Consider the following 17,938-nt stretch of genomic DNA (forward strand, 5'->3'; position numbering starts at 1 on the left):
TGTGGCGCAGACCATGACCGCGACATTAACGCCGCGACCAACATTAAAGCCGCTGGGCTGGCGGTGTTAGCCCTTGGAGAGAATGTAAGTGGCATGGGGTCAGTCCCCGTGTCCTGTTCTCGATGAATTGGGAATCCCCTTCCTTTAGGGAGGGGAGCAGTCAAAGCTTGATATGCCTAGTTAAAAAGTTCTGGAGTTTTGGCTTTTTCGCGGGCAATGTCTTTCTCAACTAAACCGTCGGATACTAAACGTTTTAAGCACTGGTCCATAGTTTGCATACCATATTGGCTGCCGGTCTGAATCGATGAATACATCTGCGCAATTTTATCTTCACGAATCAAGTTACGAATAGCAGGAGTACCTATCATAATTTCATGCGCAGCGATGCGCCCACCGCCTACTTTTTTCATCAGCGTTTGTGAAATTACACCTTGTAAAGATTCAGACAGCATAGAACGCACCATGGATTTTTCTTCTGCAGGGAAAACATCCACAATCCGATCAATCGTTTTGGCGGCACTGGTCGTGTGTAGCGTGCCAAAAACCGTGTGTCCAGTTTCTGCAGCAGTCAGTGCAAGACGGATGGTTTCTAAATCACGCATTTCCCCAACTAGGATAATATCTGGGTCCTCACGTAGGGCAGAACGCAAAGCTTCGGAAAAACCCAAGGTATCTCTATGCACTTCACGCTGATTGACCAAACATTTTTTGCTGGTATGGACAAACTCGATAGGATCTTCAATGGTTAAAACATGGCTATAGAGGTTTTCATTGACGTAATCTAGCATAGCCGCCAAGGTTGTCGATTTACCCGAGCCTGTAGGGCCTGTGACTAACACTAAACCACGTGGAATCAGGGCAAGGCGTTTAAAGACAGAGCCTAGCCCAAGTTGATCCATCGTCAATACTTTACTGGGGATGGTACGGAAAACTGCGCCCGCACCTCGGTTGTGATTGAAGGCGTTGACACGAAAACGAGCAACATTGGGTAATTCAAAAGAGAAATCAGTTTCTAAAAACTCTTCGTAATCACGCCTTTGCTTGTCATTCATAATGTCATAAATCAAACCATGTACTTCTTTATGCTTCATGGCTGGGACATTGATGCGTTTAATATCCCCATCGACCCGAATCATCGGAGGCAAATCTGCCGATAAATGTAAATCTGAAGCGCCTTGTTTCACGCAAAAGGCTAAGAGTTCGGTAATATCCATCAGATCGGGCCTATAGCAAGTAAGTGAAAAGTAAGTGACTTATCCTAGGGAATGGCGATCTAGTTTACTAGAAAAAGTGCCTAGCTATCAGTTAGCTTGATAGAGAACTTGGTCGCGTCCGCGCGCTTTGGCTTGATATAAGAGTTGATCTGCACGGTGTAAAGCTGTATCTAAAGATTCTTGCCAAGCAACCCGTACACAACCACCACTAAAAGTAATCGCGCCTTTGGCCAAATCTAAATGGGCAACCAGAACCCGTAAATCTTGCACGGCTTGTGGTGGACGATGACCAAGGCTTGGGGGCACTAAAAGGACAAATTCTTCCCCCCCATGCCGACCGGCAATGCCTTTGTATTGATCAGCCACTTGTGCTAAGGCAGCGGCAAAAGTGCGCAAAACATAATCGCCATAGGCATGACCGTGTTGATCATTAACTTGTTTAAAAAAATCTAAATCAAAAATACACAACCAAAAATCAGCGTGTTTATTTTGCCAGTGGGCAAAATATTTTTGTAAGCTATGACGATTATACAAGTGGGTTAGGTTGTCACGCTCAGCCATAAAACGCAGTGCTTCTGCAAGCTGTTGAGCACGATCACGCTCTAATTGGAAACGACGTCCATAAACTTCTAGTAAAAAAAGCAAACAAACACCAGATAAAATATAGGAAAAAAATAAGTCAAGTTGTTTAATTTCTAAAGAAGGATAAGGGTATAAAAGTTCAGGATAACTAATTTCTAACAAAATTAAAAAGCATGGCATACAAGCAAAAATAACAGGAATAATAAAACGCCATCGAGGATGCTCATGAAAAATGACAGCTGAGTATAAAAAACCAATTAAATAAATCATCAAGGTGCCGCCATCCGAACCTGCATTAAAAAACCAATTTAAAGGCAGGTTAACCAGCGCAATAAGTAGGTTAAACAGTACAGCCATCAAGGTGAATAAATGATGAAACCTTGAGAAATACCACAGGCCCAAAATGAATAAAGAAATAGCGATAAGGTAAAGTGCATAAGAAGTAGGAGTTACACTAAAACAGTAGTTAAAAATGCCGCCACTAAAATGTGCTAAAGCAGCAAAAATTAACATCGCATGATGGGTATAACGAAAGGGATCTTTTTTATCCCCAAGAATATAATCAATGCTGGATTTTAACTGCTGATGTAATGGCATTAGAACCCATCCTTAGTCTATCACTTTGATTGCGAGCTGATATGCACACTTTCAATATATAGGTGTAAAGTGGTGAGAATACCCTGTTGTGTGCATCAGTTCGAGGTTGATCTCATCTTATTTGATCCGAGGAATAAAATAATATGCATTCCAGTGAACCATTAATCGCATCATTAACGTCTGTGCAAGCACGCATTGCACAAGCGGCTAGACAAGCACAACGTGATCCACAAAGTGTGCACTTATTAGCTGTCAGTAAACGCCAGTCTGCACAGGCGATACGTGCACTCTATCAAGCAAGTTGCCAAGTATCGGCGCAACCTATCATCGCTTTTGGAGAAAACTATGTACAGGAGGCACTTGCGAAACAAGCTGAGCTGCAAGATTTACCGTTAGAATGGCATTTTATCGGTCCGATTCAGTCCAATAAAACCCGTGAGATAGCCCAGCATTTTACTTGGGTTCATTCGGTGGACCGTCTTAAAGTTTTAAAAGGCTTGGCACAAGCAGCACGCACTCATGCTAAATCCTTGCAGATTTGTTTGCAGGTGAACATTAGCGCAGAGGCTTCTAAATCAGGGTGTGCACCTGAGGAAGTGGCTACCTTGGTTGAAGCTGCACAAGCTTATCAAGATGTGCTTTGTCTTCGGGGTCTAATGTGTATCCCTGCGCCGAGTACAGACAGAGAAATACAAGCTCAAGCCTTTGCACGTTTAGCGAATTTACAGCATCAATTACAACAAGCCTATTCACATTGGCCGTGGGATACACTTTCGATGGGTATGAGCTCTGATTTAGAAGCCGCTATTTTACAAGGCAGCACTTGGGTGCGTATTGGTACGGCTTTATTTGGCGCGCGTGATGCATAAAAGATCCTGCTGAGAAAAACCAACACCGGATACTAGCAAACCCTTGGCTATGCTATCTTGAGCAAAATGATTCGACTTGCAAAACTGGAGTAGCAAGGATACATGGCAAACACTCAATATTTACTACATGCAGGCACACAAGATGCAGATACCCTCAGTGCTGCCGATGGGCGTGTGCTTTTTGGTCGTCAAGGTAATGATACTTTGATGTATGAAGGCAATCGTTGGGGGGAATTAGCTTGGTTGGTCGGTGGTCGTGGCCAAGATACCTATATTCTTGATACCAGTGGGTATACCTTGGTGCTGGAAACTGGCCAGGATACTTATGACCAAATCCGTTTTAGCTCGCCGCTTGATTATGAATTAGCCTACGAGCTCGATGGCCGCCATTTAGTGTTAACTACCTATGGCGCAGGACATGGTGTGGTCTTGATGGATTGGCGTAATCCAACCTATCAAATTGAGAAGTTCCACTTTATTGCAGATAACCAAGGGTACAGCCTAAGTTATCAGGAATTTCGTGATTATGTGGAAGCCATGCCAAGGTTTTTAGGCAGTATTGCTGCGAGTGATCTGGGAACCGAAGTTGAGGTTGTCGACAGTGAGACAGGGGAAATCAGCACCCTTGTGCTCCCTGTTGGTCATGATGCTTTTGTGGATGAACTTTATCTGTATATGGATGAAGTCACAGAATACGTAGATGCCTTCCAAGCAGACACCCGTTACCGCATTGCCACCCAAGCGGATCAAGATGCTGTACTGCTAACCTACCAAGCCGTGACTGGGCAAATGCCCGCAGATCAGCCGACGGTAGATTTTTGGGTCTCTCAATGGGAACAAGGCCAATCCTTAGCGCACATTGCAGAAAACTTGGGACAGTCACAAGCGTATGCCAGCCGTTTTCCTAATGCAGAATCTACAGCTTATGCGCAAGCCTTGTTTGAACAAGTGCTTGGACGTACGCCAACAGGCAGTGAATTAAACGCGCTGGTGCAACAAGTCACTCAGCAAGGGCCGTGGAATAGCCTAGTACAAGTGGCTAACTCAACAGAAAACCAAGCGCAAGAAGCCAGCTACCTTGCACAGTTCCCCAGCCGAGATATTTACCTGACGCTGGAAGATGCTTACGAACCTGCACCCATTCGTACGGCAACCATTGACGCTGCTTTAAGTGTCAGTCGTCTATATTTTGCTGCCTTTGACCGTTTACCAGATCAGGCCGGTTTAAATTATTGGATTGATCGTTGGGAATGGGGCGATACCCTCGACCAAATCGCCACAGGTTTTGTAGATTCAAGTGAGTTTGCCGAAAAAGTACCACCTAGCAGTGGTAACGAATATTTCGTCAATGCACTTTATTACAATGTGCTAGGGCGCGAGCCAGATGCCAATGGCCAAGCTTACTGGCTTTATGTGATGCAGCAAGGGTTGCCGCGTTCGCAAGTTTTAGTCCGTTTTGCTGAATCAACTGAAAATATTGCTCTAACGGCGGATCAACTCAGCGGTGTGCATCTTGATAACCAAGGGGAATGGCAGTTGTTTATTTAAGCAAATCCTGGGCTTGTCATCTCTATGTAAAGAATCCTTCCAATAATGCTGACGGTTTCTTCAATCTTGTTGAGAAGGCAAAGTTGAAGAAATCGCTAAGGAGCTTAAAAGCGTGAAGTTTAATCAACGTCAATTTCCGCATACCCGTATGCGCCGTATGCGTGCCCATTCGTTTTCGCGCCGTTTGATGAGTGAAAACCGCCTGAGCGTTGAAGATCTGATTTATCCTGTGTTCGTATTGGCTGGGGAGCAGCAAAGACAAAGCATTGCGTCTATGCCAGGGATTGAGCGCTTATCGGTTGATTTGCTTTTACAAGAAGCAGATGAACTTGTGGATTTAGGTATTCCTGCCATTGCTTTGTTCCCTGTAGTAGAAGGAGCGCAAAAAACGGAATTTGCTGAGGAAGCCTACAACGCGAATGGTTTAGTACAAACCTGTGTCAAGGCTTTGAAAGATCGGCATCCAGAATTAGGCATTATTACAGATGTGGCGCTCGACCCTTATACCACGCATGGCCAAGATGGCATTATCGATACGCAAGGTTATGTATTAAACGACCGCACTGTAGAAACTTTGGTCAAGCAAGCGCTTTCACATGCAGAAGCCGGTGCTGATGTGGTTGCGCCTTCGGATATGATGGATGGGCGTATTGGTGCAATTCGCCAAGTTTTAGAGCAAGAAAATCTCACTAATACGCAAATTCTTGCTTATTCCGCTAAATATGCCTCGCATTATTATGGGCCTTTCCGCGATGCAGTGGGCTCGGCTGCAAACTTAGGCAAAAGCAATAAAGCGACTTATCAAATGGACCCAGCCAATGCGGATGAAGCCTTGCACGAGGTAGCCTTAGATCTTGCCGAAGGTGCGGATATGGTGATGATTAAGCCTGGGATGCCTTATCTAGATATCGTACATCGTGTGAAAACTGAGCTACAAGTGCCCACTTTGGTGTATCAAGTCAGTGGCGAATATGCCATGCATATGGCTGCTTTTGAGCAAGGTTGGCTCAATGAAGCTCAGGTCACGTTAGAGTCCTTGCTATGTATTAAGCGCGCAGGGGCTGATGCGATTTTAACTTATTTTGCTAAACGAGCCGCCTATCTGTTGCAAGCTTAAAAGATAAAAAACGCGCGTGTGGCTTGATCACTTTTTGTTGTTGATAGGAGATTGTATTGATGGATACTTCTGATTCTGAATTGCTTTCTAGCGCGGATGCTGCGCAAATCACTGCCGCCTCACGCGCGACTTTACGGATTAACCGCCATAGTAAAACTGGGGTACGCGGTCGCAAAACCACACCACAGGTGGATTTAGATGTGCCAGAATACTATATCAACCGTGAACTCTCACACCTGCAATTTAATATTCGCGTATTAGAGCAGGCACTCGATACGAATCACCCTTTATTAAGTCGATTAATGTTTTTGCTGATTTTTTCCAGCAACCTCGATGAATTTTTTGAAATCCGGGTTGCGGGTTTAAAACGCCAAGTCACTTTTCGTCGAGAAACCCCTGAAATTGATGGTATGCGTCCACGTGATGTGTTGCAGGAAATTTCCCGCGTATGTCATGAGCAAGTCGATCGTCAATACCACATTTTAAATGATGTACTGATTCCCGCGTTGGAAGAACAAAATATACGTTTTATTCGTCGTTCTCAGTGGACCCAAGCGCAAGAAGCTTGGGTGGCTGAATATTTCAGCGAGCAAATTTTACCTGTCATTAGTCCGATTGGCTTAGATCCCTCGCATCCTTTTCCGCGCTTAGTCAACAAAAGCTTAAACTTTATTGTTTCCTTAGAAGGGCGGGATGCTTTTGGTCGTGAAGGCGGCATGGCAATTTTACCTGCGCCACGTTCTTTACCACGCTTGATCCGTATTCCGGACGAACTTTGTGAAGACGGTGATAATTTTGTTTTCCTTTCTTCTATGATTCATGCCCATGCACATCGTCTTTTCCCAGGCATGGAAATCAAAGGATGTTACCAATTCCGCTTAACGCGTAACGCAGATTTAGTGGTAGATCCAGATGATGTGTCTGATTTAGCCAGCGCCTTACGTGGCGAATTATTATCGCGTCGTTATGGGGATGCTGTGCGTTTGGAAGTTGCTGATAATTGCCCAGATGAACTCGCCTACTTTTTATTGCAGCAATTTGGTCTGGCGGAAGAAGAACTGTATCGTGTGAATGGCCCTGTCAACTTGAATCGTCTGATGGCCGTGATGGGCTTGCTCAAGCGCGATGATTTACACTATACCCCTTTTACCCCGAACTTACCCCGTAGTTTAAGAGAACGCAGCGGCAGTTTATTTGCAGCGATTCGCCAAGGGGATATTTTACTACACCATCCTTTTGAGTCTTTTACCCCGATTGAAGATTTATTGCGCGAGGCGGCACGAGATCCTGAAGTCTTAGCCATCAAGCAAACCTTGTATCGTACTGGGGCGGATTCAGAAATCGTCAATGCCTTGGTGGAAGCGGCCCGCAATAATAAAGAAGTGACTGTGGTCATTGAGTTGCGCGCCCGTTTTGATGAAGCCGATAACCTAGCGTTAGCTTCACGTTTGCAAGAAGCCGGTGCCATCGTAATTTATGGGGTGGTAGGCTATAAAACCCATGCCAAAATGATGCATATTGTGCGTCGTGAACAAGGCCAGCTCAAGCATTATGCACACTTAGGCACAGGCAATTATCACGCAAAAACCGCGAAACTCTATACGGATTATGGGTTATTAACCGCCAATCCTGTGCTTTGTGCCGATGTGCATAAGGTATTCCAGCAGTTAGGCGGCATGGGGAAAATGCTTTCTATTAAAGAGCTACTCCATGCGCCTTTTACCTTGCATAAACGTCTGGTAGAGATGATTGAGCGTGAGGCAGAACATGCCAGCAAAGGTGAAAAAGCCCGTATTATTATTAAATGCAATTCGCTGACCGAGCCTAAATTAATCAAAGCCTTGTATCGTGCCTCGCAAGCAGGGGTGGAAATTGAGTTAATTATTCGTGGCCAATGCTGCTTGCGTCCAGGTCTGGCGGGTGTTTCTGATAATATTCGAGTGCGTTCGATTATTGGACGTTTTCTTGAGCATACGCGTGTGTATTATTTCCATAACCGTGGTGCTGAGGAAGTCTACTGTGCCAGTGCGGACTTTATGGAACGTAATATGTTCCGCCGTGTAGAAACCTGCTTCCCCTTGTTAGAATCTAAATTGGCAGCTCGGGTACGTAAAGACTTGGAAACCTATTTACTGGACAATTGCCAGAGTTGGGATTTGCAAAGTGATGGCCGTTATATTGCGAATCATCCGCAAATTGGCGACGAGGCAGTGAGTGTGCAAGAAACCTTGCTTGATGCGTATGCATCTGCCAAGTGAATAAGTAAGTTGGGTTGCTTGGCTAACCCAACTTATGGCGTCGCTTGATGGGGTTTTCGATGTGCCAGAACTAAAATGTTTGGATCACGCTATCGATCCGACTAGGTTCTATAAGGCAGTGTCGGTTGCCAAAGTTGCAAAGCTGGCCTGAGTGAGTTGTGCAAGATCTTGGGCGGCGATTTCAATTTCTAAACCTCGGCGTCCGCCACTAATAAAAATGCTGGCCCATTGTTGCGCACTTTGATCAATAAAAGTAGGCAAAGGCTTTTTTTGCCCCAGTGGACTAATCCCCCCGACGAGGTAGCCGGTGGCAACTTGTGCTGCTTCTTTAGCAGCCATTTGTACTTTTTTGACGCCGGCGGCACGGGCTAATGCCTTGAGATTGAGCTGATAAGCCACCGGCAAGACAGCAACAAGTAAACCGATCGTTTGTGCTTCTACCATTAGGGTTTTAAATACGCGCTGCGGATCTTGTTGTAAGGCCTGCGCTGCTTCCAAACCATAAGAGCTTGCATTGGGGTCATGCGTGTATTGGTGGATTTTAAAATCTATCTGTGCCTTTTGGGCTTGTAGGATCGCAGGCGTCATCGGGTGACCTCTTTTGGGGAAAAGATTGGAAAAGTTGGCAAAACTGCCCCTTCTCCAATCTAGGGTCAATTAAACTTCAATACCATAAGCTTGACGATATTCACGGATTGCAGGTGCATGGACTTGAAGATCTGGATGTTGCTCAATGTAGGCTAATAATTGGTTGAGGTTGATAATGCTCACCACAGGGATTTGATAACGCGCTTGCACTTCCTGAATAGCGGATAAATCGCCCTTGCCTTTTTCTTGTCGGTCCAAAGCAATCAGTACGCCTGCTGCTTGGGCCTGCGGATGTGCGGCCATAATCTGCATAACTTCACCAATGGCTGTCCCTGCTGTGATCACATCATCTAAAATCATCACGCGGCCAACTAAATCAGCACCTACGAGCTGACCACCTTCGCCATGATCTTTGATTTCTTTGCGGTTAAAAACATAGGGCACATCGCGCTGGTGCTGGTCGGCTAATGCAATAGCTGCAGCACTGGCTAGCGGAATCCCTTTATACGCTGGTCCAAAAAGGACATCAAATTCAACCCCAGAATGGATTAAGGCTTGCGCATAAAAACGGCCTAATTGTGCCAGAGCGCCCCCTGTGCGAAAACGGCCTGCATTAAAAAAATACGGGCTGACGCGGCCTGATTTTAAGGTAAAAGCCCCGAAACTTAGGACCTCTTGTGCTAATGCAAATTCAATAAATTCAGCCTGATAGGGTGCAAGATTCACCTCGGACATAGACAATTCCTCTAAAAGTTCAACAAGCTTGTTTGATGCTGCTAGAATACGCCTGAAAGCGCGTGTGCAAACCTAGGTGGACACTAGTGGCCAAACCTATTTTGAGCCTATATTATAAGCACTTGCCGATAAGAGGATCTCACTGCTTACCATGAAGATCATTACCCTGAATGTTTGTGGGCTGCTCAATGCAGTCGACAAAGGCTTCCTAGATTGGATGCAAGCGCAGGCTGCTGATGTGGTCTGTATACAAAATCTAGGTGTAAAAAGCTATCAATTGCCGGACGCAATTTATCAGCCAGATGGCTATGATGGCTATTTTTTTGATGGCGAAAACCAGCACCTTGGTGGTGTCGGCATTTATTGTAAACGTATGCCTAAAGCCATTATGACAGGGTTGGGCTTTGAACTAGCTGACCGTGACGCGCGCTTTATGCAAGCGGATTACGAAAAATTCAGTGTGGCTTCTTTTTTGATGCCACGCGGTGAAAACCCGCAAGAAAAGACAGAGTTTATGGCGCAGTTTCTTGAGTTTTTGAAGAAACTTAGACGCAAGCGCCGTGAATTTATTATTTGTGGTAGCTGGCATATTGCGCATCGCACCTTGGATTTAGCCAATTGGGAGGCCAATCAAGAGAGCATTGGTTTTCGTCCAGAAGAGCGTGCTTGGATGGATCAGGTTTTTGGGCCTTTAGGCTTTATTGACACTTTCCGTGAGCTCAACCGAGATGAAGGCCATTATACTTGGTGGCCTAATGCAGATCAGCCGCGCATTCAGCAAGCTGGTTGGCGCTTGGATTATCAAGTGGTGGGTCCCAATTTAAGACGTCAAATCAAAAATGCTTGGATTGATGAAAGCGCACAATTTTCCGAGCATGCGCCTTTGATCGTTGAATATGATTTAAATCTGTGAAATCTCCCCCCACTAAACGGCTCTAGTCGTTTAGTGGCGGCTTGGTCTTCCCATATTGAGTACATACCCAATACCTTTCGGCACAACCTTTTGACCAATCCCCCGCGCTGATAGGGTTGGTTGTGTGGGAACACACCTTATCAAAGACTAGGCTAAAAACGCTCTGCCAATTCGTTTTGCAGTAAACGAATGGCTTGGCCGCGATGACTTAGCTTTTGCTTATCTTGCAAACTTAGCTGTGCCGCTGAGCAGCCAAGTTCAGGTACCCAAAATAAAGGGTCATAACCAAAGCCGCCCTCGCCTTGCGCTTGTGTCAGAATACGCCCTTCCCAAGCCGCTTGTACGATAATTGGGGTGGGATCTTGTGCATGACGCATAAAAACCAACACACACCAATAGCGTGCTTTGCGTGCTTCCTCCTGCGGATATGCCGCTAAAGCATCTAACAATTGGGCATTATTTTGCGCATCGCTGGCGCCCACACCGGCATAACGCGCGGAATAAATCCCAGGTGCCCCTTGCAGCACATCCACTTCTAATCCTGAATCATCCGCCAAGGCAGGCAAGCCCGTATGTTCACAGGCATGACGTGCTTTAATTAATGCGTTTTCCACGAAGGTGAGGCCGGTTTCTTCCGCCGGTACAAGATCCCACAAGCTTTGTGGTTTGAGTTCGCAATTCCATGCACTTAAGGCTGCAGCAAATTCCTTGAGTTTGCCTTGATTACCACTTGCAAGCACCCATTGCATTAGGCTGTGTCTCCTTTAGAGAAGGTAGATTGATTGATTAAAACTTGCGTGTAAATTAGTAAAAGAAGTGCAAAAACAATCAAAGGTAGCATCCAAAGATTTAAAGCTGCCCAACCAAGGGTAAATTCCAGCCAGCCAGCAAAAATTGACGCTAAGCTCACACAGCTAAAAACGACAAACTCGTTTAAAGCTTGCACTCGGCCTTTTTCAGCCGCTTGATATGTTTGTGTGAGTAAGTGAGTGGCACCAATAAACATCCAATTCCAGCCTAACCCCAACATTAATAAGCCAAACCAAAAATGTGCATAGCTTAAGCCGGTTTGGTTAATCACGACGGAAATCAATAAGCAGACGCCACCAGCATACATCACAGGATAGGTGCCAAAACGACTGATCAAATGCCCAGTTATAAAGGAGGGTAAAAACATCCCCAGCACATGCCATTGAATCACAGACGCGGTTTCTCCAAAACTAAAGCCACAGCCTTGCATGGCTAATGGGGTCGCTGTCATCACGAGCACCATCACAGAGTAACCAATTGTGCCCGCAATTAAAGCCGCAATCAGGGCTGGTTGACGGAGAATCTCTGGCCAAGATCTTTGTGGCCCCTGCACTTCTTCCATGCTGGGCGGTGCTAATTTTAGGCTGGTCACCAAAACTAAAGCTAAAATATACAAGGCAAGCAGGCCAATAAAACTACCTAAAAATTCAGGTTCATCAATAAAGGCTTTAGACTGGACCGCCAACCAAGGACCGAGCAAGGCGGCTAAAACCCCACCGCCCATCACAATAGAAATGGCTTGTGCTTTTTTAGCTGGCGCACATGCTTCAACCGCCGCAAAGCGGTACAGTTGGCCAAAGCCAATGGCAATCCCGAGGAGAAAAGTGGCACTAAAAAATAAAGCAAAGCTTTGTTGCCATAAAGCATAACATGCCAGTATCGCGCCCAAAACGCCGATACTATTACCAAGCAAAAACCCTAAACGACGTCCTATTTTCTGCATCAATAAAGAGGCTGGCAAAGTGGCCAACATTAAACCAATAAACTGCATGGCAACAGGAAAGGTGGCTAAGCTTGGGCTAGGTGCCAGACTTTGCCCAATTAAGGCAGTCACTGATACTAGTAGAATATTACCTGTGGTTAGCAAAGCTTGACAAAAAGCTAGCAACCAAACATTGATTCCCATCCTGGGTTACTCCTTGTTTTTGATTGGTTTAGGTAGTACTAGAGTGCGGGTGTTGGACAAGATATCCGACCAAGTCCTTTGATGCGGATCCCAATATAACCAAAGATAACCTAAGCCAAAACACAACAGGCCTAGCAAACCGCCTAGCATACGTAGCCCCACTTGTGTCCATGAGATGGCTTGTCCTTGATGGGTTTCGATACGTAAACGCCATGCCAACATGCCGAGGGTTTGTCCGGAACGACGCCAGAAAAAACCAAAAAAACCATAGCTAATGGCGATCAGAAGGGCTTGCATGATCCAAGCTTGTTCTAGGGCTTCACCTTGATTTAGGCTGACCACTAAGCCACCAAGTAGCATATACAAAGCCACTAAAATTAAAAAATCATATAAAAGGCCGCCGCAACGGCGTGCCAAACCTGCAGGCTCAGCCTCATCATAAGCAATAAAAGTCGAAGGCATCCAGAGATTACTCCACATCAGCAAAAAGAGAGATCACGCCACGCGTCTTAACAAAGCGAGTCCAAATAAAATACATAAGAGGCTGGGGCCTAAAGTGGCCCAAATCGGGTCAAAACCAAAAAGGGTGCTGGCAGGGCCGAGAAGATCTTGCGCATATTTGACCACTAAGCCAGTCACAATCCCATAAAAAACGCGCGTACTGGCGGCCACTGAGCGTAAAGGGCCAAAAATAAAAGCCGCACCGACTAAAATAAGACTGCCTGTGGTAATAGGCAAAAGCACTTTACGCCAGAAATTCATCATGGGCTCATTGACATCCAAACCTTGCGCTTGGCGGAACTGTGCAAATGCCCATAAATCCTGCAAAGACAAGCGTCGGTTATCCAGAAGCAATAAACGCATCAACTCAGGCGTTAGGCCAGTTTCCCAACGTAGATTAATCAAAATGCGACTATCAATTCTTTGCATCTGATCTGCTTGGCCTGTTTGTATCTGTGCACGACGCACGCCTGCTAAGACCCAATGGTCTTGATTATAATAGGCTTTATCCGCATGTAGGGATTCTTGCATCCGTCCTTGTGCATCGAAACGATAACGCACCACGCCATATACAAGACCATCCCCCCCTAAAGCATCAAAGTAGTAATAATCCTGACCTTCGCGATGCCAAACCCCATGTACCGCCAGATCTACCCCCCCTGAACGCGTTTGCGCTTTAAAAATTTCGGCGCGCTCTTCTAGCTCAGGAATGATCCATTCACCAATCAGCATCATAGCTACAATTAAGGCAAATAAGGGGTATAAGACCCAAGATAAAATTTTGGTTAAGGAGATTCCCGCAGCCCTTAAAACAACCAGTTCGTTGGCATTGGCTAAACCACCCAGACCAATCAAAATCCCCACTAAAATTGCTACAGGTAGGTAATCATAGGCTTTAATAGGCAACTGCATCCCTAAATAAAAAAGGGCTTGCACGCTGGAATAGGTTGCACTGAGGTTATCAAGCTCGCCGATAAAGGAGATCATAAAATCTAACCCCAAAAGCACTACCAAGACCATTAAAGTCATGCGCAATACGTGCATCCCCACATAGAGGGGCATTTTCTTTAGCATTTACGAAAACTCCTTCGCCGGATTGACTGCGTCCAGCCGTTTAGCACCTCAAGGGTTAAAGCGCGCTTAATGAGATGCGAAAAAAGGCATACGCCAGCGTTTGCCATGCCAAAACATCCGCCAATTAAGTCCCAAGGCTAATAGTAAAAAGCCGACATGCACCGCAAAAAGACCGGGATAGGGCGGGATTTTGCCTTTAGCCAGTGCGCTATTGAGTGCAATCAGTAAACTGAGATAGCTAATATGCAAAAGCACGGCAGGGAGGAAGCGCCCAAAGCGCCCTTGGCGGGCATCTGTGCGTGCCAGTGGTACTGTGGCGAATAAAATCACAAACACCATCAAGGGCATAGAAAGACGCCATTGCCATTGAGCGATCGCTTCTGCTTGATCCAGTGCAAATAACTCGCTTGTTGTGAGGAGATTGACTTTCGGCGTCTCCCCTGCCTCTTGGCGTTCACTTATGCGCACCACATAACGATCAAAGGTTAAGGCTTGATACTCTGCTTGACCTGGGCGTCCTTGATAGCGCGCGCCTTGCTCAAAAATCAAGTAGCGACTGCCAGTTTCAGGCGCGATATACTGATAGCCACTTTGGGCACGAATCACCGTCGGAGCTTGGTCTGCTTGATCTGCCACCTGATGCAAAAATACCCCTTGCATTCGGCTGCCGCCTTCTGTGAGTGCTTCTGCATACACAACACGGTTTTGTGAAAAGTCTTGGAAGCGCCCGGGATTAAGTACGGAAAAATCAGCACGCTGTGCTTGTTCTTTTAAGAGGGCTTCCCCTTGCGCAAGCCCCCAAGGGGTTAACCAGAGACTCGCCAGTGCGACCATCAGGGCAACCAAGCTCGCAGGTAAGAGAGCGAATTTCAGCAAACCTTGATCGCTGACCCCGCAGGCACTTAACACAGTCATTTCATTATCTAAATACAAGCGACCATAAGCCAGCAAGACCCCCAACATAAAAGCTAAAGGCAGTAACAATTCCAAAAAAGAAGGCAAGCGATATAAAAGCAAGCTGCCAATAATACTGACAGGGATTTCCCCAGCGGCTGCCGCATTAAAAAAGCGAATAAAGCGCCCACCAAGTAAGATCAGCAGTAAAATCCCTGTGATGGCAAACATGGTCAGCAAAATTTCACGTGTGATATAACGGAATAAAATCAAGGGGGCGACTCCTTGTGGACTGACACCCAAGCGAACACGATAGCGAGATTGCCAGTAAGCTTTTACTGTCATCAATAAGGGCTATAGGATACGCAATCCAGAAGATAGGCTCTAGTCTCTATACAGAAACAAGCAGTGCATTATCTCGTCTCTTTTTTCTAACCACTTAGCGAGGCTCTTATGGAATTTAACCTCTTTACGCATACACCAGAAAATGCAGAAACGGCCTGTATCCTGTTAGGTGTTGGCCAAGGTGGCCACCTATGTTCACTAGGCAAAACCCTAGATGCCCAAAGCGGCGGCCAAATTAGCCAAATTCTGCAACGCGGTGATTTTCAAGCTAAATTAGCACAAACTTACTTGCTGCCTTGGGTACAAGGAATTCAAGCACAACGTATTTTGCTTGTGGGCTGCGGGGAGCTTGACAAGCTAGATGAAGGTAAATTTCGTCGTTTAGCTAAGGCAGGTTTTGATGCTTTAGCCGCTTTCAATCTATCGGATGCGCTTGTGGCTTTAACCCAAATCGAGTTGGGCCAACGTCCACTGGCATGGAAAATACGCACCCTTGCTGAAACTGCACTGACTAGCTTGTACCGCTTTCAACAATGCAAAAGCGAACCCAAGGATACACCAAGTCTGCATGAAGTAAGCTTTTATACCGGCCCAGTACATGATGAGACTTGCCAAGGCGCTTTACGTATTGGCCAAGCGGTCGGTGAAGGCATCAACCTCGCCCGTACCCTAGGTAATTTACCAGGTAATCTATGTACACCCAGCTATTTAGCCGAGCAAGCTGTACAACTTGCGCAAGAGTGCGAGCCTATGCGCGTGACTGTGCTTGATGAGGCGCAAATGGATGAGCTGGGTATGCATTCCTTGTTAGCTGTGGGTAAAGGCAGTGCTCAAGCCCCACGCATGGCGATTGTCGAATATTATGGCGCCGCAGAAACCGATGCAGCACCTCATGTACTGGTTGGTAAAGGGATTACCTTTGATTCAGGCGGCATCAGTTTAAAACCTGGTGAAGCTATGGACGAAATGAAATTTGATATGTGTGGCGCCGCTAGCGTGTTAGGCACCTTGCATGTCATCAAGCGCTTGCGCCCTAAAATTAATTTGGTGGGTGTGATCGCTTGTGCAGAAAATATGCCTTCTGGCTGTGCCAATAAACCTGGGGATATTGTCACTACCTTGGCAGGAAAAACCGTAGAAGTGTTAAATACGGATGCTGAAGGGCGCTTAGTGCTCTGTGATGCCTTAACGTATGTTGAGCGTTATCAACCCGCGAGTGTAGTCGATATTGCCACTTTAACCGGCGCTTGTGTGATTGCCTTAGGTCACCATGCAACGGGTTTATTCGCCAATAATGACGCCTTAGCACAAGCTTTGTTAGATGCAGGGACGTACACCCATGATCGTGCATGGCGTTTACCCTTGTGGGAGGATTACCAAGAGCAGTTAGATTCTAACTTTGCCGATATGCAAAATATTGGTGGACGTCCTGCTGGTTCCATTACTGCGGCCTGTTTCCTTGCGCGTTTTGCAGAAAACTATCCTTGGGCGCATTTAGATATCGCAGGGACGGCCTGGATGAGTGGTAAACAAAAAGGTGCCACTGGGCGTCCTGTCGCCTTGCTGACACAATATCTTCTCGGTTGTGAAGCGAATGCTGCCACCTCAGGTGCCCAACTCTAGTAAGCAGTAAATTAGTACGTGCTGCAACGCTAATTGAAGTTGTCCTGCCCTGTTTAATTAGGGCAGGCATTTTGCTAAGGGATGACCATGAGCCAAAGGGCAATTTTTTATCGTCTTGATACACAGGACACTGGGCAAACTCAGTATTTTATTGCCCGTCTGGTGGAAAAATTACTAATACAACAAAAGTTGCGTTTGTGTTTGTATGCAGAAGAAACGCAACTCGATTTTTGGGATCAGTATTTGTGGCAATGTCCAGAGGCAAGTTTTTTAGCACACCAGATTGCTACAACTCCTGCGAACCTGATGCAAGCACAGGCCCCTTTAATGCTGACTGCTTTGCAGGCACATACACAAGCTTCTTGGCCTTGTGCTTATGATGTTTTGATCAATCTGGCACAAGCCCCAGTATCAAGCTGCACACCTTTTACCCAAGTTGTGGAGTTTGTGTATCTTCCGCAAACAATGCAAGTACAAGCGCAGCGCCAACGTTGGCGAGCTTATCAAGCCCTTGGTATTGCCTGTGTGGCCCATACTTTAGCTTTTGATTAATTGTTGGTAATCCTGACGCTTAAGCAAGGTTGGCGTTTGGCTTTGTGTATCCATCACCAGCACCAGCTCGCCACGCTTTAAAGCGTGCTGTACTTGCTGCACCCAATCTTGGACATTTTCTTCCGTGGTGGTGGTGTCATATCCTTGGCGAGTGACAAAATCTTCTAATACGCCTTGGAGTGCTTCAGAACTCAAAGTTTGATAAGGAATTTCAATCGCAGACATAAGTAAGGTTACCTCACCATGAAAAGATGCCCAGTAAGCAAAAGCCTCTCCGAATTGTCAAGGTTGCATGGGCAGGGCGCTCACTGGTCGCCATTGACCCGTGGTTCCCCAGCTCCAAACGCTGTTCGGGTTGCGGACATACCGTATCGTCGCTGCCGTTGTCGGTCAGGAAATGGCGCTGCCCCGAATGTGGCGCAGACCATGACCGCGACATTAACGCCGCGACCAACATTAAAGCCGCCGGGCTGGCGGTGTTAGCCCTTGGAGAGAATCCGGGCTGGCGGTGTTAGCCCTTGGAGAGAATGTAAGTGGCATGGGGTCAGTCCCCGTGTCCTGTTCTCGATGAATTGGGAATCCCCTTCCTTTA

General features: G+C 46.3%; 18 protein-coding genes. 8 read left to right on the top strand and 10 right to left on the bottom strand.

What is annotated here, in order from left to right; all coding sequences use genetic code 11:
* Window positions 1-176: 176 nt before the first annotated feature.
* On the bottom strand, window positions 177-1,214 hold the full coding sequence (locus tag BMX05_RS11985) for a type IV pilus twitching motility protein PilT (protein WP_093312454.1): 1,038 nt from the start codon (window positions 1,212-1,214) through the stop codon (window positions 177-179).
* Window positions 1,215-1,301: 87 nt separating this feature from the next.
* Window positions 1,302-2,393 carry a GGDEF domain-containing protein gene (locus BMX05_RS11990; RefSeq protein WP_093312458.1) on the bottom strand — a complete coding sequence of 364 codons (1,092 nt, stop codon included), beginning with the start codon at window positions 2,391-2,393 and terminating at the stop codon, window positions 1,302-1,304.
* Between the two features lie 143 nt (window positions 2,394-2,536).
* On the opposite strand from BMX05_RS11990, the gene BMX05_RS11995 reads away from it, so the two are divergent.
* The 4 genes from BMX05_RS11995 (at window position 2,537) to ppk1 (ending at window position 8,185) form a co-directional block, all read left to right on the top strand.
* A complete protein-coding gene (locus BMX05_RS11995) occupies window positions 2,537-3,262 on the top strand; it encodes a YggS family pyridoxal phosphate-dependent enzyme (RefSeq protein ID WP_093312461.1) in 726 nt (241 codons plus the stop codon).
* Window positions 3,263-3,364: 102 nt separating this feature from the next.
* Window positions 3,365-4,810 carry a DUF4214 domain-containing protein gene (locus BMX05_RS12000; RefSeq protein ID WP_093312465.1) on the top strand — a complete coding sequence of 482 codons (1,446 nt, stop codon included), beginning with the start codon at window positions 3,365-3,367 and terminating at the stop codon, window positions 4,808-4,810.
* Window positions 4,811-4,922: 112 nt separating this feature from the next.
* A complete protein-coding gene (hemB, locus tag BMX05_RS12005) occupies window positions 4,923-5,927 on the top strand; it encodes a porphobilinogen synthase (RefSeq protein WP_395855447.1) in 1,005 nt (334 codons plus the stop codon).
* Window positions 5,928-5,986: 59 nt separating this feature from the next.
* Window positions 5,987-8,185, top strand: a complete 2,199-nt coding sequence (ppk1, locus tag BMX05_RS12010; protein ID WP_093312470.1) for a polyphosphate kinase 1 — start codon at window positions 5,987-5,989, stop codon at window positions 8,183-8,185.
* 108 nt (window positions 8,186-8,293) lie between these two features.
* Here ppk1 and ybaK read toward each other — a convergent pair whose 3' ends face one another.
* A complete protein-coding gene (gene ybaK, locus BMX05_RS12015; protein ID WP_093312474.1) occupies window positions 8,294-8,773 on the bottom strand; it encodes a Cys-tRNA(Pro) deacylase in 480 nt (159 codons plus the stop codon).
* Between the two features lie 69 nt (window positions 8,774-8,842).
* On the bottom strand, window positions 8,843-9,508 hold the full coding sequence (gene pyrE, locus BMX05_RS12020) for an orotate phosphoribosyltransferase (RefSeq protein ID WP_093312479.1): 666 nt from the start codon (window positions 9,506-9,508) through the stop codon (window positions 8,843-8,845).
* 151 nt (window positions 9,509-9,659) lie between these two features.
* On the opposite strand from pyrE, the gene BMX05_RS12025 reads away from it, so the two are divergent.
* Window positions 9,660-10,421, top strand: coding sequence for an exodeoxyribonuclease III (locus tag BMX05_RS12025; protein WP_093312482.1), 762 nt, complete (start codon window positions 9,660-9,662; stop codon window positions 10,419-10,421).
* Between the two features lie 152 nt (window positions 10,422-10,573).
* Here BMX05_RS12025 and rdgB read toward each other — a convergent pair whose 3' ends face one another.
* The 5 genes from rdgB to lptF form a co-directional block, all read right to left on the bottom strand.
* Entirely contained in the window at window positions 10,574-11,170 is a 597-nt protein-coding gene (rdgB, locus tag BMX05_RS12030; RefSeq protein WP_093312485.1) for an RdgB/HAM1 family non-canonical purine NTP pyrophosphatase, read from the bottom strand.
* Window positions 11,170-12,357, bottom strand: a complete 1,188-nt coding sequence (locus tag BMX05_RS12035; RefSeq protein ID WP_093312487.1) for an MFS transporter — start codon at window positions 12,355-12,357, stop codon at window positions 11,170-11,172. Before BMX05_RS12035 ends, rdgB begins: the two co-directional genes overlap by 1 nt.
* Window positions 12,358-12,363: 6 nt before the next feature.
* The gene (locus BMX05_RS12040; protein ID WP_177166903.1) at window positions 12,364-12,819 is read right to left on the bottom strand and encodes an RDD family protein; all 456 of its coding nucleotides are present in this window, start codon (window positions 12,817-12,819) and stop codon (window positions 12,364-12,366) included.
* A 33-nt stretch (window positions 12,820-12,852) separates the two neighbouring features.
* Entirely contained in the window at window positions 12,853-13,932 is a 1,080-nt protein-coding gene (gene lptG, locus BMX05_RS12045) for an LPS export ABC transporter permease LptG (RefSeq protein WP_093312493.1), read from the bottom strand.
* Between the two features lie 66 nt (window positions 13,933-13,998).
* Window positions 13,999-15,171, bottom strand: coding sequence for an LPS export ABC transporter permease LptF (lptF, locus tag BMX05_RS12050; RefSeq protein ID WP_245710719.1), 1,173 nt, complete (start codon window positions 15,169-15,171; stop codon window positions 13,999-14,001).
* 108 nt (window positions 15,172-15,279) lie between these two features.
* On the opposite strand from lptF, the gene BMX05_RS12055 reads away from it, so the two are divergent.
* Together BMX05_RS12055 and BMX05_RS12060 are read left to right on the top strand one after the other, a co-directional pair.
* Complete coding sequence (locus BMX05_RS12055; RefSeq protein ID WP_093312495.1) at window positions 15,280-16,794, top strand: leucyl aminopeptidase; 1,515 nt, start codon at window positions 15,280-15,282, stop codon at window positions 16,792-16,794.
* An 87-nt stretch (window positions 16,795-16,881) separates the two neighbouring features.
* Complete coding sequence (locus BMX05_RS12060) at window positions 16,882-17,346, top strand: DNA polymerase III subunit chi (RefSeq protein ID WP_177166904.1); 465 nt, start codon at window positions 16,882-16,884, stop codon at window positions 17,344-17,346.
* Here BMX05_RS12060 and BMX05_RS12065 read toward each other — a convergent pair.
* Window positions 17,332-17,571 (bottom strand): YheU family protein, encoded by a 240-nt coding sequence (locus tag BMX05_RS12065; protein ID WP_093312502.1) that lies wholly within the window; start codon window positions 17,569-17,571, stop codon window positions 17,332-17,334. The genes BMX05_RS12060 and BMX05_RS12065 overlap by 15 nt on opposite strands.
* Window positions 17,572-17,597: 26 nt before the next feature.
* Here BMX05_RS12065 and BMX05_RS12070 point away from each other — a divergent pair, with 26 nt between their 5' ends.
* On the top strand, window positions 17,598-17,861 hold the full coding sequence (locus tag BMX05_RS12070; RefSeq protein WP_395855452.1) for a zinc ribbon domain-containing protein: 264 nt from the start codon (window positions 17,598-17,600) through the stop codon (window positions 17,859-17,861).
* Window positions 17,862-17,938: the final 77 nt, after the last annotated feature.

Source organism: Allopseudospirillum japonicum, from assembly GCF_900108915.1.
GTDB lineage: Bacteria > Pseudomonadota > Gammaproteobacteria > Pseudomonadales > Halomonadaceae > Pseudospirillum > Pseudospirillum japonicum.

Excerpts from the sequence above, each read along its gene's own strand:
- lptG (WP_093312493.1), bottom strand. The coding sequence starts at position 13,932 with ATGCTAAAGAAAATGCCCCTCTATGTGGGGATGCACGTATTGCGCATG.
- ybaK (WP_093312474.1), bottom strand. The coding sequence starts at position 8,773 with ATGACGCCTGCGATCCTACAAGCCCAAAAGGCACAGATAGATTTTAAA.
- BMX05_RS12025 (WP_093312482.1), top strand. The coding sequence starts at position 9,660 with ATGAAGATCATTACCCTGAATGTTTGTGGGCTGCTCAATGCAGTCGAC.
- BMX05_RS12060 (WP_177166904.1), top strand. The coding sequence starts at position 16,882 with ATGAGCCAAAGGGCAATTTTTTATCGTCTTGATACACAGGACACTGGG.
- BMX05_RS12055 (WP_093312495.1), top strand. The coding sequence starts at position 15,280 with ATGGAATTTAACCTCTTTACGCATACACCAGAAAATGCAGAAACGGCC.
- BMX05_RS12040 (WP_177166903.1), bottom strand. The coding sequence starts at position 12,819 with ATGCCTTCGACTTTTATTGCTTATGATGAGGCTGAGCCTGCAGGTTTG.
- BMX05_RS12070 (WP_395855452.1), top strand. The coding sequence starts at position 17,598 with ATGCCCAGTAAGCAAAAGCCTCTCCGAATTGTCAAGGTTGCATGGGCA.
- BMX05_RS11995 (WP_093312461.1), top strand. The coding sequence starts at position 2,537 with ATGCATTCCAGTGAACCATTAATCGCATCATTAACGTCTGTGCAAGCA.
- pyrE (WP_093312479.1), bottom strand. The coding sequence starts at position 9,508 with ATGTCCGAGGTGAATCTTGCACCCTATCAGGCTGAATTTATTGAATTT.
- lptF (WP_245710719.1), bottom strand. The coding sequence starts at position 15,171 with ATGACAGTAAAAGCTTACTGGCAATCTCGCTATCGTGTTCGCTTGGGT.
- BMX05_RS11990 (WP_093312458.1), bottom strand. The coding sequence starts at position 2,393 with ATGCCATTACATCAGCAGTTAAAATCCAGCATTGATTATATTCTTGGG.
- BMX05_RS12065 (WP_093312502.1), bottom strand. The coding sequence starts at position 17,571 with ATGTCTGCGATTGAAATTCCTTATCAAACTTTGAGTTCTGAAGCACTC.
- BMX05_RS12000 (WP_093312465.1), top strand. The coding sequence starts at position 3,365 with ATGGCAAACACTCAATATTTACTACATGCAGGCACACAAGATGCAGAT.
- ppk1 (WP_093312470.1), top strand. The coding sequence starts at position 5,987 with ATGGATACTTCTGATTCTGAATTGCTTTCTAGCGCGGATGCTGCGCAA.
- BMX05_RS11985 (WP_093312454.1), bottom strand. The coding sequence starts at position 1,214 with ATGGATATTACCGAACTCTTAGCCTTTTGCGTGAAACAAGGCGCTTCA.
- BMX05_RS12035 (WP_093312487.1), bottom strand. The coding sequence starts at position 12,357 with ATGGGAATCAATGTTTGGTTGCTAGCTTTTTGTCAAGCTTTGCTAACC.
- rdgB (WP_093312485.1), bottom strand. The coding sequence starts at position 11,170 with ATGCAATGGGTGCTTGCAAGTGGTAATCAAGGCAAACTCAAGGAATTT.